The organism is Stenotrophomonas sp. 71799_Sma, assembly GCF_056482505.1.
This window is the reverse complement of the sequence record NZ_CM151202.1, coordinates 4,347,324-4,362,573: the sequence shown is the minus strand read 5'-3', so window position 1 is coordinate 4,362,573 and position 15,250 is coordinate 4,347,324. Positions and strand designations below refer to the sequence as shown.

The following is a 15,250-nucleotide window of genomic DNA, read 5'->3' as shown; positions in this document are numbered from 1 at the left end:
TCCGCACACCTTGACCCTCATCCACGCATGGCGTGGATCTACTTCTTTGCAGCGGCCTTCTTCGCCGGGGCCTTCTTCGCGGCGGCCTTCTTTACTGCTTTCTTGGCCGCGGCCTTCTTGGCAGGCGCTTTCTTTGCAGCGGCCTTCTTCGGCGCCGCTTCCTTCTTCACTGCCGCCTTCTTGGCCGGGGCTTTCTTCGCGGCGGCCTTCTTGGCACCGAAGCCCTTGCGCACCGGCTTGCCGGTTTCTTCCATCAACTGCTGCACTTCAGCCAGGGTCAGCGACGCCGGTTCGCGATCCTTGGGGATCTTGCCGTTCATCCTGCCGTCGCTGATGTACGGGCCGAAGCGGCCGTTCAACACCTGGATGTCGCTGCCCTCGAACTCCTTGATGATCCGGTTGCGCGCGATCTCTTCCTTCTCTTCGATCAGGAACACGGCGCGGGCCAGGTCGATGGTGTACGGGTCGTCCTCCTTCTTCAGCGAGGCATAGGTGCTGCCGCGCTTGGCGAACGGGCCGAAGCGGCCGATGCCGACGCTGACCGGCTCGCCGTTGTCCTCGCCCAGTGCGCGCGGCATCAGGAACAGCTCCAGCGCGTCTTCCAGGGAAATGGTGTGCATCGACTGGCCGGGGCGCAGCGAAGCGAACTTCGGCTTCTCCTCGGCATCCTCGGCGGTGCTGCCGATGGCGGCATAGGGCCCGAAGCGGCCCAGCCGCACGCTGACCGGCTTGCCGGTCTTGGGGTCGGTGCCGAGCTCGCGCGCGCCACTGGCCTCCGCGCGGTCGACCGATTCCTTCTTGTCTTCCACCAGCTCCTTGAACGGCTCCCAGAAGCGGGCCATCAGCGGGATCCACTCTTCCTCGCCGCGCGAGACGGCGTCGAGCTCGTCCTCGAGCTTGGCGGTGAAGTCGTAGTCCACGTACCGGGTGAAGTGGCTGGACAGGAACTTGGACACCGCGCGGCCCACATCGGATGGGCGGAAGCTGCGGCCTTCCATTTCCACGTACTTGCGGAACAGCAGGGTCTGGATGATCGAGGCGTAGGTCGAGGGACGGCCGATGCCGTACTCTTCCAGCGCCTTCACCAGCGCCGCTTCGGTGTAGCGCGGCGGCGGCTGGGTGAAATGCTGTTCGGCCTGGATGCGTTCCAGCGGCACGCGGTCGCCGGGCTTCATCGCCGGCAGCTTGCGGCCTTCGTCCTCGTCCTCGGCGCTCTTGTTGTCCTTGCCTTCTTCGTACACGGCCAGGAAGCCGGGCACCACCACGGTGGTGCCGCTGGCACGGAACACGTGTTCGCTGCCGGCGGACAGATCGACGCTGACGGTGTTGAGGGTGGCCGGAATCATCTGGCAGGCCACCGCACGCTTCCAGATCAGCTCGTACAGCTTGCGCTCGTCATCGGTCAGGTAGCGCGCCACCTGCGCAGGCGTGCGCAGCGCCGAGGTCGGGCGCACCGCTTCGTGCGCTTCCTGGGCGTTCTTCGACTTGGTCTGGTAGGTGTTCGGCTGGTCCGGCAGCGAGGCGATGCCGTAGTCGCGGGCGATCACGTCGCGGATCTCGGCCAGCGCGTCCTGCGACAGGTTCACCGAGTCGGTACGCATGTACGAGATCAGGCCGACGGTGCCTTCGTCACCGATCGCCACGCCTTCATACAGCTTCTGCGCCACCTGCATGGTCTTGCGGGTGGTGAAGCCGAGCTTGCGCGAGGCTTCCTGCTGCAGGGTGGAGGTGGTGAACGGCGGCGCCGGGCGGCGCTTGCGCTCCTTGCTGGCCACATCGGTGACATGCAGCGAGCCCTGCGCGGCCTGCTGGATGCGCAGGCGGGCGGCCTCGGCGGTGTCGCCGTCGGTGATGGTGAACTGTTCGAACTTCTGCCCGTCCAGCTTGATCAGCTTGGCGTTGAAGTGCTGCGACGGGTGCGCGCACTCGGCGGCGATCGACCAGTATTCGCGGGCGATGAAGGCTTCGATCTCTTCCTCGCGCTCGACGATCATGCGCAGCGCCGGGCTCTGCACGCGGCCGGCGGACAGGCCGCGCTGGACCTTGCGCCACAGCACCGGCGACAGGTTGAAACCGACCAGGTAATCCAGCGCGCGGCGCGCCTGCTGGGCGTCGACCAGGTCGCTGGCGATCGCGCGCGGCTGGCTGATCGCTTCCTTGATGGCGCGCGGGGTGATCTCGGTGAACACCACGCGCTGCATCGGCTTGTCCTTGACCAGCCCGCGTTCCTTCAGGATCTCGGCGATGTGCCAGCTGATCGCTTCACCCTCGCGATCCGGGTCGGTCGCCAGCAGGATGTCGTCGGCGCCCTTGGCGGCCTTGGCGATCGCATCGACATGCTTTTCGTTCTTGTCGATCACGTCGTAGTGCATGGCGAACCCGTTGTCCGGGTCGACTGCGCCTTCCTTCGGGATCAGGTCGCGCACGTGCCCATACGAGGCCAGGACCGTGTAGTCCTTGCCGAGGTATTTGTTGATCGTCTTGGCCTTGGCCGGCGATTCGACGATGAGCAGGTGCTTGGGCATGTCAGGAAAGGTCTGTGGGCGGACCGGGGGAGAGGGGCCGCTAGGGTGGAGCAAACGGCCGCATTAGTGAAGCGGCCACGGGCAAATCCATAAACTGAACGCCCGGTAATGTGCCGGGCGTTCAGGTTTCACCTTATTAGAGGAATCACGCCCGGCCAGCCCATGTCAAGCAGCCAGGCGTGAGGATGGCCGTTCATGAGGCCATCTTGGCGATGAAGCCAACCGCGAACACCATGAGCGCCAGGCCCACCAGCGACAGCAGGCCGGTCAGTACGAGCACCAGCACGGTCACCGTGCCCAGCTCCCGGCGCTGCAGCTGCGGCTGGTCGGTGTAGGCCCAGCGGTCGACCACCAGGGTGTCGCAGATCATGTCGTGCAGGCCCTGCTTGCGCTCGGTGAAGGCGGCCATCAGGAAACCGATGCCGAGGGTGAAGGTGCTGAGCACCGCGGCCCAGTAGCGACCAAATGCGCGGGCCTTGGTCAGGCGCTCGCCATTGCTGCGCACGACCTTGATGCCGACCGCCATCTTGCCCAGCGTGGCACCGCCCTGCGAGGCATGGAACCAGGTGTAGTACGCCATGCCGATGGCCAGGTTGATCAGGGCACTGGCCAGCTGGGCCACGATTTCGATGGCCGATTCGCCGCTGCCCACCGCACCCATGCTGGCACCAAGCGCCACACCGAGGATGGCGCCGATGATGCCGCCGGGGATGGCCAGCACGAAGTAGTCGATCATGTAGGCCGCCACGCGCTTCCAGAAGCCCGCGTAGACCACTTCGCCGCCCATCACCGGCTGGGCATGGCCGCCGCCGCCGAGCGCCGCAGGGGCGCTGTAGGGCGAACTGCTGAGCGCGCCGGTGCCAGGCAGTGGCGCCGTACCGTTGTCGATCGCGGCATAGTCGCCACGCAGGTCGAAGCCGCCACTGCCGGTGGCCGTGCTGGCGTCGGCCAGTGTCTGCAGTCCCAGTTCGTCGACCACCTGGCGCAGCGCAGCCCACTGCGCCATGCCTTCGCGCCAGACCAGGGTGTCCAGGTTCAGCTGGCCGCGCTGGAAGCGCTGGCGGATCTCCTGGACCGGCAGCGGGCCCTGGCGTTGCTGTCCTTCGGCGTAGTACCACTCAGTCATTGCATGTTCCCTGTTGAATCATCCTTGGAGGTGCTGGCGTGCGCGTGGCTCAGCCGCGGCACGTCGGCGGCAGGTACTTGTCGTTGCTTTCGCCACTGCATTCCCAGCGGCCGCTGTCGCGATCGTATTCCAGCCACAGCAGGTCGCCATCAAGGCTCTTGCCGGGCAGCGCCAGGGTGGCTTCGATGCCGCAGTGGCCATTGTTGAAGCGACCGATGTTCACCGCCGACAGCCCTGCATGGGCGAAGTCACCCGGGGCCGGGAAGCCGGCGTCGTTGGCACCGGGGCAACGGCCTTCGTCATCGGCGAAATGCTGCACCTGGTCCTTCAACGGCTGCAGCGCGGTCACTGCGCCGGCGACCTTGGCGCGCACGGTGTAGTCGTTGTAGGCGGGCAGCGCGATGGCGGCCAGGATGGCCACGATCGGGACCAGCACCAGCAGCAGGCCGCCGCCGATGATGGCGGTCAGGGCGCAGCCGGACAGCTTCTTCTTCGGCGCTGGCAGGGCGGTGGCCGATGCACTGGTGGTGTAGGGCGTGGACGGCGGCAGTACCGGCGGCTGCGGCGGAGGCGGTGCCACCGGTTCCGGATCGGGCTCGGGTTCCACGGGCGGTGCGGCAGCGTCCAGCGCCGGCACGATCAGGCCGAGTTCGTCGACCACGGTGCGCAACGGCTGCCATTGCGGCAGGCCGTCGCGCCAGACCAGGGTGTCCAGGGAGATCTGGTTGTTGCGGAACAACTCGACCAACTGTTCCGCCGGCAGCGGACCCTGCTGCCGGTTGCCTTCTGCATGGAACCACTCGCTCACGGGGACGCTCCTGAATGCGCTATGCCCCCAAGTGTACGGTCAGTGCAGGGGTTCTGGCTCGTCCATGAACATCTGCGTCTCCATCCAGGCGTACGCCGCCTCGGAGCCGGGCTGGTTGAACAGCACCATCAGCACGACCCACTTCAGGTCGTCCAGGTCCAGTTCGTCCTGGTCCAGGGCCATGGCCCGGTCCAGCACCAGCTCGCGCTGGTCGGCGTCGAGGATGCCGTGCTGTTCCAGGTACAGCAGGAAACCACGGCATTCCACGTCCAGCTTGTCCAGCTCGGGGCCGTGGTAGACGCGCACGGGGCCATCGACCCGTGCCTGGGCCACGCTCGGCCGCTGCGCGGCCAGGGCATCGAGCCAGTCGAATGCCTTGTTGATCTCGGTTGGGCTGAAACCGGCCTGGATCAGGCCGTTCTGGAGCGAATCGCGGTCACGGATCAGGTCCGCATCTTCGCTGAAATAGTGTTCAAACAGGTACAGCAGTACGTCCAGGATGCTCTCTTTCATTGCCCCTCGGCCTGCGTCGCGCGACGCTGTGGAGGTGAAGAAACTAGGGAGTTCGACAGTAGCGGCCGTGTACGCACACCACGATTCCCGCCAGTTCCATGGCCAGCAGCATGGAGGACACCTGGGGCGCCGTCAATCCACAGCGCGTGATCAGTGAATCCATACCGCTTGGGTTGTGGTCCAGGGCCCGCCACAAGCTCTGGTAGTCAGGGTCGTCGGCCCAGCGCGCCGGCAGGAGTGCCGGCGGTGCCTGTTCAGTGGGGGTGGCGAGCCGTGATTGCAAGCCCGGCAGCTGCTGGCGAAGGGCGGGCGCCAGCAGTTCAAGGACCTCCTCCGGGCGCTCGACCAGTGCGGCACCCTCGCGGATCAACCGGTGGCAGCCCGCGGCGCGTGGGTTGAGTACCGAACCGGGCAGGGCACAGACCTCGCGGCCGGCCTCGGCGGCCAGGCGTGCGGTGATCAATGCGCCGGAGCGCTGGGCGGCCTCGACCACCACCGTCGCCAGCGCCAGCCCGGCCACCAGGCGGTTGCGGGCTGGAAAGTGACCGGGGCGTGCCGGTGTGCCCGGGAGGTATTCGCTGAGCACTGCGCCTTCGGTGGCGATCCGGGCCTGCAGCCTGGCGTGGCTGTCCGGGTAAGCCCGGTCCGGGCCGGTGCCGATCACCGCCACGGTGCAGCCACCGGCGTCCAGCGTGGCCTGGTGGGCGGCCGCGTCGATGCCTGCCGCCAGGCCGCTGGTCACCGCCAGCCCGGCTTCGACGAAGCAGCCGGCAAACCGGGCGGCCAGGGCGCGTCCGCCCGGCGTCGGCGAGCGGCTGCCGACCAGCGCCACCGACGGGCGCCAGGCCAGGCTGGGGTCGCCGGCGATGAACAGCGCCAGGGGTGGGTTCGGGACATCCAGCAGGGGCGGGGGGAATGCCGGATCGGTGAAGGCCAGCAGGTGCTGGTTGTCGTCTTCCAGCCAGCGCCGTGCCACGGCCCAGGCCCGGGTGTCCGGGCATTCCAGCGCGGCGCACTGCTCGGGCGTGCAGCCGTGCGCGCGCCAGTTCGCGGCGCCCTGCGCGATCGCAATCTCCGCGCTGCCTGCGGCCTGCAGCAGTGCCCGCCGTGGCGCCAGCGCGCCGCCTGCCATCAACAGGCGCAGCAGCGCCTCGTCAGCTTGGTTGGTCATCTCCCCACTATCGAGCGCATACAACAAAGGCGCCCTAGGGCGCCTTCGCATGTGGCTGTCAGGTTTTGCCGGAGGTGCCTGCCGGCCAGCGGCCGGCACTACCTGCAGTGGCCGGGCAACCCGGGACTGGTTACTTCGCGTCCGGGTGCAGTGCGTTGAACCCCACGCGCACCGGCTTCACGCCCTGCATCACCAGCGCGTAGCTGACGTTGTCGAAGGTACGGAACACCATGGCGTGCGCGGCGTATTCGTCCGGCAGCGAAACCCGGCCGGCGCCGGTGCTGAGCGAATCGTCCATGCGCGACGAGGTGGGGTACTTCATGCGGTGCGCCACGTGGCGGCCCGGGCGCCACAGCGAGAACACGGTGCCGTTGTCCACGCCCTGGGCGCGACCTGCGGAAATCGCGATCACATCGCGCGGGCCAGCGGCGGTGAACATGTCGGTGACGGCCAGCACGCGCACATCGACGCCCTCGACACCGGCGGCCGGGACATGGGGGACGAACTGCAGGTCGTACGGCTTGGCCTCGACCGGGACCAGGCGGTCGCCGGCACGCACCTCGCGGCCGCCTTCGTTCTTGTCCAGCACCAGGGTGGACGCCTCGACCTTGCCGCCGGCGACATGGGTGATGGTGCCGGTGGCGACCTGGGCCAGCTCATAGCCGAGTATGCCGCGGCGGTGGTTGGGGGCGTTGTAGGCCCGCCACAGGTTGCCGCTGCCGGGGGTGACGTCGCCGTTGGCGGTCAGGTCCTCGGTCGGCTTGGGCTGGGCGTAGCGCACGGTCGGGCGGACCACGGCCCAGCGCTGGCCCAGCTGGGCGTCGGCCAGGCGCACGTAGACCGCACTGCCGCTGGTGACGCGCAGGCGTTCTTCTTCCAGGCCGGCCACGTAGGGTAGCTGCTCGATGCTGTCGACCACGCTCAGCTGCTTCAGGAACGGCTCGACCTGGGCCAGCGGAATGGCATCGATCGGGGCTTCCTGGCGCGGGCCGGGCTTGGCAGCGACGGTCACCCGGTCCAGATAGGCCAGGCTGAGCACGTCACCGGGATAGATCAGGTGCGGATTGGCGATCTGCGGATTGGCCTGCCAGATCTCCGGCCACAGCCACGGCTTCTGCAGGAAACGTGCGGCGATATCCCACAACGTATCCCCTTTTCGGACCACATAGGTGTCCGGGTGCCCGCCATTCACTTCCACGGCGGTAGCATAGGCAGCCACGGTCAGCATCGCCGCGGCGACGACCGTACGAAAACGAAGCAACATAGGTGTGAAGCCCTGATTCCCCAACAGGTCCGCGCACTATAGTCCAGAAACCGGGGCGCAAGGCAAGCGTTGGAGCTAGAATCTGCGACGTATGCCGGCGTGCCGGCCCCCTATCCGGAAACAGCCATGGCCCTTCTCCCCATTCTCGAGTTCCCCGATCCGCGCCTGCGTACCAAGGCTGCGTTGATCGAAGCCGCCGAAGTCACCACGCCGGCCTTCCAGGAACTGATCGACAACATGTTCCTGACCATGTACGACGCCCCGGGCATCGGCCTGGCCGCCACCCAGGTGGACGTGCACAAGCGCTTCATGGTCATCGACGTCAGCGAAGAAAAGAATGAACCGCATGTGTTCATCAACCCGGAAATCGTCGCCAAGGACGGAGGCCGGGTGTATCAGGAGGGCTGCCTGTCGGTTCCGGGCATCTTCGCCGACGTGACCCGCGCCGATACCATCACCGTGAAGTACCTGGACCGCAACGGCCAGGAACAGCAGCTGGAAGCCGGCGAAGTGCTGGCCACCTGCATCCAGCACGAGATGGATCACCTGGACGGCAAGCTGTTCATCGACTATCTGTCGCCGCTCAAGCGCGAGATGGTGCGCAAGAAGCTGGCCAAGCAGCGCAAGCACGTGGCGTGATCGCCAATCCGGGCCGCCCATCGGGTGGCCCGTGCCTGCGCGACGCGCGCGGGCTGTACGGCGCCGGCCGACGGCGCCGTTTTCTTTCCTGCACGAATCCATCCTGCAAGTGGGGTAGCCATGAGGATTGTCTTTGCCGGTACGCCGGAATTCGCGGTGTCGTCGCTGCGCGCGGCTGCGCGCCACCATGAGGTCGTGGCCGTCTACACCCAGCCTGATCGTCCGGCCGGCCGTGGCCGTGGCCTGGCGCCGTCGCCGGTCAAGCTTGAAGCCGTGGCCCGTGGCATTCCGGTCTACCAGCCCGAATCGCTGAAGGATGAAGCCGCCCAGCAGCAGCTGCGCGACCTGCAGCCGGACCTGATGGTGGTGGTGGCCTATGGCCTGATCCTGCCCAAGGCGGTGCTGGCCATTCCGACCCACGGCTGCTGGAACGTGCATGCCTCGCTGCTGCCGCGCTGGCGCGGTGCCGCGCCGATCCAGCGCGCGATCCAGGCCGGCGATGCGAAGACCGGCGTCTGCCTGATGCAGATGGAGGCCGGCCTGGATACCGGCCCGGTGCTGCTGCACCAGGAGCTGCCGATCGCGGCCACCGATACCGGTGGCCAGCTGCATGACAAGCTGGCGGAACTGGGCGCGCAGGTGCTGTCCGACGGCCTGGGCCTGCTGCGGGCCGGCATCAAGCCGATCGCGCGGCCGCAGCCGGAGCAGGGCGTGACCTATGCGCACAAGCTGGACAAGGCCGAGGCCCGTCTGGACTGGGCGCTGGATGCAGGGGCGCTGGCACGCACCGTGCGCGCCTTCAATCCGTGGCCGATCGCCGAGGCGACGCTGGCTGGCGAGCGGGTGCGCATCCATGGCGCGGTGGCGCTGGATGAGGCCCACGGCCAGGCGCCGGGCACGGTGCTGGCGGCCAGCCGCGATGGCATCGATATCGCCTGTGGCCAGGGCGCACTGCGCCTGCGTGTGCTGCAGCGGGAAGGTGGCAAGGCGATTACTGCGGCCGACTACCTCAACGCCCGCCGCGATCTGCGCGTGGGGGCATAAGCGGTGTCGAAGCAGAACGATTTCTCCGTCGCCAAGGCGGCGCCGGGCGCGGCCACGCGCATGCTGGCCGCACGTGTGCTGGCACAGGTGTTCACCCGTGGCCGTTCGCTGAAGGCCGAACTGGCCTGGGCGCTGCCGAAGCTGGCCGACAGCCGCGACCGTGCGCTGCTGGAAGCCCTGTGTTTCGCCGTCCTGCGCCGCCGCAGCACCTATGACGCGGCGCTGCAGTCGTGGATGCAGAAGCCGCTGTCGGCGCGTGATGCCGATCTGCGCACGCTGCTGATGGTCGGGTTCGCCCAGCTGGACGTGCTGGAGCTGCCGGCGCACGCGGCGCTGTCGGCCACCGTCGATGCCGCGCGTGCACTGGGCCGTGAGCGCCAGGCGGGCCTGGTCAATGCGATCCTGCGCCGCGCGCAGCGCGAAGGTTTCCCGGAGCAGCCAGCGCGCGATGCCTTCCCGGAATGGCTGGCCGATGCGGTGGAACGCGATTGGCCGGCACAGGCCGACGCGATCTTCAGCGCCAGCCTGCAACCGGCGCCACTGTGGCTGCGCGCCAACCGCCAGCAGGGCGGTCGTGACAAGGCACTGGCCGCGCTGGCCGAAGCCGGCATTGCCGCAGAAGCCAGTCCGCTCAGTGCCGACGCGTTGCGCCTGGCCTCTCCGGTTGCCGTGAATCAGCTGCCCGGCTTCGCCGAGGGCGCGATCTCGGTGCAGGACCTGTCGGCGCAGTGTGCCGCCGATGCGCTGGCCCCGGTGGCCGGTGCCCGCGTGCTGGACGCTTGTGCGGCCCCCGGCGGCAAGTCGGCGCACCTGCTCGAGCGCGACCCCAGCCTGCGCCTGCTGGCGCTGGATATCGACGCGCGCCGCCTGGCCCGTGCACGCGATACCTACACCCGTACCGGCGTGGGCGAGCATGCGCAGACCCTGGCGGCAGATGCCAGTGATCCGGGCGCCTGGTGGGATGGCGTGCCGTTCGACGCGATCCTGCTTGATGCGCCGTGCTCGGCGACCGGCGTGATCCGCCGCCAGCCTGATGTGATGTTCCACCGTCGCGCCGAAGACATCGATGCACTGGTCGGCGTGCAGGCGCGCCTGCTGGAAGCCTGCTGGTCGATGCTGCGCCCGGGCGGCGTTCTGTTGTATGCCACCTGTTCGATCCTGCGCGCCGAGAACATCGATCAGGTGCGCGCGTTCCTGAAGTGGCATCCGGATGCCGTGGCGCAGCCGCTGGGCGATGCATTCGGCGTGGATTGCGAAGGGGTGGCGCGCCAGCGGCTGCCGGGTGAAAACGATGCTGACGGTTTCTTCTACGCGCGTCTGTTAAAAGCAGCCTGACCCCCGCTGCCGTTTCGAGTCCCATGCTGAAAACCCACGCGTCGCGCCAGACGTGGTTGTTGGTGGTGATGGCCCTGCTGGTGCTGGGGGCCGGCCTGGGCCTCCGTGATCCGTGGCCCTCGGACGAGCCACGTTTCGCGCTGGTGGCCAAGCAGATGGTCGACAGTGGCTACTGGTTGTTCCCGCATCGCGGCCCCGAGCTGTATTCGGACAAGCCGCCGATGCTGATGTGGTTGCAGGCGGCGATGTACAGCCTGGTCGGCCACTGGCGGGTGGCGTTCCTGCTGCCCTCGCTGCTGGCCGCGCTGGGCACGCTGTGGTGCGTGGTCGATCTCGGCCGCCGCCTGTGGACGCGGCAGGTGGGGCTGTACGCGGGCTGGGCACTGCTGTTCGCGCTGCACTTCACCTTCCAGGCGAAGAAGGCGCAGATCGATCCGCTGGTGGTGCTGTTCATCACCCTGGCCAACTACGGCCTGCTGCGCCATCTGCTGTTGGGTCCGGCCTGGCGCTGGTGGCGGCTGGGCTGGTTCTTTGCCGGCATCGGTGTGATCACCAAGGGCGTAGGCGTGCTGGCGCTGATGATGATCGCGCCGGCGGCAGTCGCATCCGTGCTGCACTGGCCACGGGTACGCCTGCACGTGCGCGACCTGCGTTTCTGGCTGGCACCGTTGGCCTTCCTGCTGGCGGTGTCGTTGTGGCTGGCGCCGATGCTGCTGGCAGGCTTCGCCACCGGTTCGGAGCCGTACCGCGCCTACATGGACGACATCCTGTTCCGGCAGACCGCGCGGCGCTATACGCAGTCCTGGGACCATCACCAGCCGTGGTGGTACTTCCTGGCGATCATGCCGTCGATGTGGATTCCCGCGTTCCTGCTGCTGCCCTGGGCGCTTCCGGCCTGGTTCCGGCGGCTGCGCCGGCGCGATGCACGCTACCTGCTGCCGTTGGCCTGGTGGCTGCTGGTCGTGCTGTTCTTCTCCCTTCCGCACGGCAAGCGCGACGTCTACATCCTGCCGGCATTGCCGATGTTCTGCCTGGCGCTGGCGCCGTTGCTGCCCGGGTTGCTGAGGCGGCGCGATGTGCAGCGCGTGCTGGGCGCATTCACCGCGTTGCTGGCACTGGCGCTGGGGCTGGTCGGTGCGCTGGCGCTGCTGGGTGATCCGGATTTCGAAGTGCGCCTTACTCATGGCCGCGGGTTGCTTCCCGGTGCCACCGATGCGCTGGCCTGGGCGGCGCTGGCGATGGCGGTCTGGTCGGCCTTGAGCCTGTGGGTGTGCGGGCGCCAGCGTCGGCACGTTGCCCTGGCCTCTACCCTGGCAGGAGTCTGGGTGCTGTACAGCCTGGTCGGCTATCCGGTGTTGAACGACTCCAGCTCGGCCCGTGGCCTGATGCGTGAAGTGAGTGCACGCATCGGTCCGCAGGCCGAGCTGGGACTGGTGGCATGGAAAGAGCAGAACCTGCTGATGGCTGATCGCCCGGCGGCCACCTTTGGATTCGAAGCACGTTGGCATCAACAGCTGCAGGCGGCCGTGCGCTGGCAGCGGCTGGTTCCGCAGCGACGCTGGCTGCTGGTGAACGAGGATGCGATGCAGGCCTGCATCGATCGTGCGCGGGCCGAGATGGCGGGCATTTCCAATCGTCGCCGCTGGTGGCTGGTGCCTGCCGATGCGGTCGCCGGCGACTGCCGGCCGTCAGTGGCGGAACTCGAGCACGAGCGCCGCCTGCAGGGGCCCGGCATCACCGATTGAGCGTTCGGGGAACGTGGCTCAGGTGCTGGCCAGGGCGGCGTGATAGCTGGCCAGCGTGGCGTCGGCGAATGTCTGCAGGCCGAACTCTCGCTGTGCATGGCGGCGTGCTGCGCGGCCCTGTTCCGGCAGCGCATCGCGCTGTGCGTACAGCGCCTGTACCTGGGCGGCGATGGCGTCGATGTCGCGTGTGGCAACCACCCAGCCATCGACGCCTTGTTCGATGTTCTCCGGCAGGCCCGCGTAGTCGCTGACCAGCATCGGCTTGGCGCTGGCCATCATCTCGCGGCAGGCGAAGGAGATCGTCTCGACGTCATGGGACAGTACGAAGCCAGCATCGCCGGCCGCGATCAGGACACGGGTATCGGCCAGCAGGCCGGTGAAGTGCACCTGCGCGGCCACCTCGCCCAGCGCCTGCACCTGTTCGCGCTGCTGCGCGCTGGGCAGGTGGCCGGCCACGGCCATGTGCACATGCGGACGCACCGCATCGGGCAGCCGTGCGATGGCCCGGGCCAGGTCGATCCAGCCCTTGTAATCGTCGGTGCCGGCATTGCTGACCAGCACCAGCGCCTGTGGATCCTGCGTCCACTGCTGGCGCAGCGCGCTGCCGGTGCCGGCCGGCTGCGGTGAGTAGCGCTCCAGGTCAACGCCATTGCGGACCACGTCGATCGGGCAGCGACGGTACGGGCCCTGTTCCAGCAGGCGCTTGGTGTCGGCCGAGACCGCGATCAGCCGATCGGTGGCCCAGCGTGCGCGCAGCGCATTGCCAAAGGTATTGGTGGGTTTGCTGTTGTGCTTGGTCAGCACGATCGGCGGGCGGCGCATGCCCAGCAGCCCCTGCATCACGAAGCGGTGGTCGCGTGCACCGTTGACATGGATCAGGTCGATGCCTTCATCGTGGACCAGCCTGCGCAGCGCGCGCTGTTCGGCCAGCTGCCGGGGCAGCGTTGGCAGGCCGCTGCCGAACGCAATCGGCAGTGTGCGGGCAATGCCTTCATCGGCCATGGTCCGCAGCAGGCGGCTGTCGGCCGGCGCGGCGACGTGGAGCGTGTGCTGGCCGTGCAGCGCACGCGCCAGCGAGACGATGTACGTGGTGTGGCCGCCACCGTCGCCGTAGTGGAAGTTGGTGTACAGGATTTTCATGGGGGGTCTTCAGGCAACGCCCACGCAGTGTGACACAGCGTGGTCAAGGCCGGTCCGCGGAAGGCACCGGGTCGGCCACCGCCTGTCCATTGCCCAGCATCCACAGCATGATGGTCTTCTGCCGCACGTAGTTGGCGCGGACGTAGGCGTAGACTAGGCCGTGCCAGCCGTCGCGGAAGCCGCCACGGAACAGGAAGCCGCGCCAGAACCGCCAGGCCGGCGCCAGCACCAGTTTGCCCAGCGTGGCCCGCTTGCCGCGCGCGAACTCGTGCTCGGCCATCATCCGCGCGTACTTCTCGGTCTTGGCCAGCTGCTGCTGCAATGACCGGTACGGATAGTGGATCAGGTCGCCGCGCAGGGTGCCCACACTGCCGTCGACACTGGCCGCCTCGTGGATCTCGCGCTTGCCGCGCCAGCCGCCGCGGCGGCGGTCGAACAGGCGCATCACCCGGTCCGGGTAGGCATTGCCATGGCGCAGGAACTTCCCGAAGTACTCCGAGAGGCGGGCGAAGCGGTAGCCGGCCTGGCCGGCGAAGCCACCGTCGCGGGCCTGCTCGATGGCCGTGCGCAGCTCGGGGCTGATGCGCTCGTCGGCGTCCAGGCACAGCACCCAGTCGTGGCTGGCCTGCTCGACGCAGAACGCCTTCTGGCTGCGGAAGCCCTCGAACCGGCGCTGCAGCACGCGGGCACCGGCGGACTCGGCGATGGCCACGGTGGCATCGGTGGACTGCGAGTCCACCACCACGATCTCATCGCAGAAGGCCAGCGAGGCCAGGCAGTCGCCGATGCGCCCGGCCTCGTTGAACGCGATAATGCACGCCGAGATGCGAGGCCGTTCGATGGGAGCGGTCGTGGAGGACATGATGGCCGGGTACCTGTTGTTTGCGACGGAGCGCTATGCGCTGCCTATTCTCGCCCCGTTGGCGCAGGCCTTGCACGCGTCCGGGCAGGAGGTGGCGGCCTGGTTCGAGGACGGCGCGGCCGGCAGCTGCCTGCCGGGGGTGCCCAACGTGGGCCTGAAGCAGGCCCTGGCAATGCGTCCGCGGGCGGTGTTCAGCGCGGCCAACTGGGTGCCGACCTTCCTTTCGGGGGCCAAGGTGCAGCTGTTCCATGGCTTCAACGTGGAGAAGCGGGACAGTGCGCGCGGCCACTTCCGGGTGCGCGGCATGTTCGACCTGTACTGCACGCAGGGGCCGGCCACGACCGCACCGTTCCGCGAGATCGCCAGCCTGCAGGGCCACTTCGCCGTGGCCGAGACTGGCTGGCCGAAGCTGGACCCGCTGTTCCGCGATGACGGAGGCGAGAGTTCCGCGCTGCGCGCACCGGCCGGTGACCGCCCGGTGATCCTGTTCGGTTCCACCTTCACCGAGCGGCTCAGCGCGGCCCCGCACCTGCATGCGCAGATCGCCGCTGATATCGCCGCCGGTGACCACTACTGGCTGCTGACCCTGCACCCGAAGTGCCCACCGGAACTGTTCGAACGCTACCGCGCGCTGGCCGGTGCCAATGCCCGCTTCATCGAGCCGGAGCAGGTGATGGCCGCGCAGCGCGCCGCCGATGTGCTGGTGTCGGACACCTCATCGATCGTTTCGGAGTTCATCGTCCAGCACAAGCCGGTGGTGACCTTCCGCAACCGCGTGCCGAAGCCGCACATGATCGACTTCGATGATCCTGCGCAGCTGCAGGCGATGCTGCAGCGCGCGCTGCACCCGGACGCCGCGCTGCAGGCGGAAATCGTGCGCTACGCCGATGCCATCCACCCTTACCGCGATGGCCGCTCCAGTGAACGGGTGATCGCGGCCACCGAGGATTTCCTGTCCGGTGAAATGGGTGCGTTGCGGCGCAAGCCATTCGGCAGCTGGGTGCGCGATCTGCAGATCCGCAAGGACCTGGGGTATTGGGGCCCGTCGCAGCGCTGATGCCTCGCTGACCCCGCTCGC

Annotated in this window: 13 protein-coding genes; 5 read left to right on the top strand and 8 right to left on the bottom strand. The window is 68.1% G+C overall.

Features of this window, described 5'->3' with window-relative positions:
- Positions 1-38: 38 nt before the first annotated feature.
- The 6 genes from ACZK4Z_RS20170 to ACZK4Z_RS20145 all read right to left on the bottom strand — a co-directional run bounded on the left by ACZK4Z_RS20170 (position 39) and on the right by ACZK4Z_RS20145 (position 7,407).
- Entirely contained in the window at positions 39-2,525 is a 2,487-nt protein-coding gene (locus ACZK4Z_RS20170; protein ID WP_478451019.1) for a DNA topoisomerase I, read from the bottom strand.
- Positions 2,526-2,718: 193 nt separating this feature from the next.
- The gene (locus ACZK4Z_RS20165; protein ID WP_049461963.1) at positions 2,719-3,651 is read right to left on the bottom strand and encodes an RDD family protein; all 933 of its coding nucleotides are present in this window, start codon (positions 3,649-3,651) and stop codon (positions 2,719-2,721) included.
- Between the two features lie 49 nt (positions 3,652-3,700).
- The gene (locus ACZK4Z_RS20160) at positions 3,701-4,459 is read right to left on the bottom strand and encodes a pilin (protein ID WP_049423390.1); all 759 of its coding nucleotides are present in this window, start codon (positions 4,457-4,459) and stop codon (positions 3,701-3,703) included.
- 39 nt (positions 4,460-4,498) lie between these two features.
- On the bottom strand, positions 4,499-4,972 hold the full coding sequence (locus ACZK4Z_RS20155) for a DUF494 family protein (protein ID WP_005411195.1): 474 nt from the start codon (positions 4,970-4,972) through the stop codon (positions 4,499-4,501).
- A gap of 43 nt (positions 4,973-5,015) precedes the next feature.
- Positions 5,016-6,143: a DNA-processing protein DprA gene (gene dprA, locus ACZK4Z_RS20150; RefSeq protein ID WP_125892190.1), complete on the bottom strand. Its 1,128-nt coding sequence runs from the start codon at positions 6,141-6,143 to the stop codon at positions 5,016-5,018.
- A gap of 130 nt (positions 6,144-6,273) precedes the next feature.
- A complete protein-coding gene (locus ACZK4Z_RS20145; protein WP_032128553.1) occupies positions 6,274-7,407 on the bottom strand; it encodes a LysM peptidoglycan-binding domain-containing protein in 1,134 nt (377 codons plus the stop codon).
- Positions 7,408-7,533: 126 nt separating this feature from the next.
- On the opposite strand from ACZK4Z_RS20145, the gene def reads away from it, so the two are divergent.
- The 4 genes from def to ACZK4Z_RS20125 all read left to right on the top strand — a co-directional run bounded on the left by def (position 7,534) and on the right by ACZK4Z_RS20125 (position 12,170).
- On the top strand, positions 7,534-8,046 hold the full coding sequence (gene def, locus ACZK4Z_RS20140; protein WP_008267110.1) for a peptide deformylase: 513 nt from the start codon (positions 7,534-7,536) through the stop codon (positions 8,044-8,046).
- A 120-nt stretch (positions 8,047-8,166) separates the two neighbouring features.
- A complete protein-coding gene (fmt, locus tag ACZK4Z_RS20135) occupies positions 8,167-9,090 on the top strand; it encodes a methionyl-tRNA formyltransferase (protein ID WP_032128555.1) in 924 nt (307 codons plus the stop codon).
- A gap of 3 nt (positions 9,091-9,093) precedes the next feature.
- Positions 9,094-10,425, top strand: a complete 1,332-nt coding sequence (gene rsmB / locus ACZK4Z_RS20130; protein ID WP_010481181.1) for a 16S rRNA (cytosine(967)-C(5))-methyltransferase RsmB — start codon at positions 9,094-9,096, stop codon at positions 10,423-10,425.
- A gap of 23 nt (positions 10,426-10,448) precedes the next feature.
- A complete protein-coding gene (locus tag ACZK4Z_RS20125) occupies positions 10,449-12,170 on the top strand; it encodes a glycosyltransferase family 39 protein (protein ID WP_478451018.1) in 1,722 nt (573 codons plus the stop codon).
- 18 nt (positions 12,171-12,188) lie between these two features.
- Here the strand turns inward: ACZK4Z_RS20125 and ACZK4Z_RS20120 are convergent, their stop codons facing one another.
- The gene (locus ACZK4Z_RS20120) at positions 12,189-13,310 is read right to left on the bottom strand and encodes a glycosyltransferase family 4 protein (protein WP_125892196.1); all 1,122 of its coding nucleotides are present in this window, start codon (positions 13,308-13,310) and stop codon (positions 12,189-12,191) included.
- Positions 13,311-13,353: 43 nt separating this feature from the next.
- Positions 13,354-14,172: a glycosyltransferase family 2 protein gene (locus tag ACZK4Z_RS20115; RefSeq protein ID WP_478451017.1), complete on the bottom strand. Its 819-nt coding sequence runs from the start codon at positions 14,170-14,172 to the stop codon at positions 13,354-13,356.
- Here ACZK4Z_RS20115 and ACZK4Z_RS20110 point away from each other — a divergent pair.
- Positions 14,171-15,229, top strand: a complete 1,059-nt coding sequence (locus tag ACZK4Z_RS20110) for a CDP-glycerol glycerophosphotransferase family protein (protein ID WP_253143467.1) — start codon at positions 14,171-14,173, stop codon at positions 15,227-15,229. The two genes, ACZK4Z_RS20115 and ACZK4Z_RS20110, sit on opposite strands and share 2 nt — an antisense overlap.
- Positions 15,230-15,250: the final 21 nt, after the last annotated feature.

Coding starts and splice junctions, on each gene's coding strand:
- ACZK4Z_RS20120 (WP_125892196.1), bottom strand. CDS start 13,310: ATGAAAATCCTGTACACCAACTTCCACTACGGCGACGGTGGCGGCCAC.
- ACZK4Z_RS20145 (WP_032128553.1), bottom strand. CDS start 7,407: ATGTTGCTTCGTTTTCGTACGGTCGTCGCCGCGGCGATGCTGACCGTG.
- ACZK4Z_RS20170 (WP_478451019.1), bottom strand. CDS start 2,525: ATGCCCAAGCACCTGCTCATCGTCGAATCGCCGGCCAAGGCCAAGACG.
- fmt (WP_032128555.1), top strand. CDS start 8,167: ATGAGGATTGTCTTTGCCGGTACGCCGGAATTCGCGGTGTCGTCGCTG.
- dprA (WP_125892190.1), bottom strand. CDS start 6,143: ATGACCAACCAAGCTGACGAGGCGCTGCTGCGCCTGTTGATGGCAGGC.
- ACZK4Z_RS20155 (WP_005411195.1), bottom strand. CDS start 4,972: ATGAAAGAGAGCATCCTGGACGTACTGCTGTACCTGTTTGAACACTAT.
- def (WP_008267110.1), top strand. CDS start 7,534: ATGGCCCTTCTCCCCATTCTCGAGTTCCCCGATCCGCGCCTGCGTACC.
- ACZK4Z_RS20165 (WP_049461963.1), bottom strand. CDS start 3,651: ATGACTGAGTGGTACTACGCCGAAGGACAGCAACGCCAGGGCCCGCTG.
- ACZK4Z_RS20110 (WP_253143467.1), top strand. CDS start 14,171: ATGATGGCCGGGTACCTGTTGTTTGCGACGGAGCGCTATGCGCTGCCT.
- ACZK4Z_RS20115 (WP_478451017.1), bottom strand. CDS start 14,172: ATGTCCTCCACGACCGCTCCCATCGAACGGCCTCGCATCTCGGCGTGC.
- ACZK4Z_RS20125 (WP_478451018.1), top strand. CDS start 10,449: ATGCTGAAAACCCACGCGTCGCGCCAGACGTGGTTGTTGGTGGTGATG.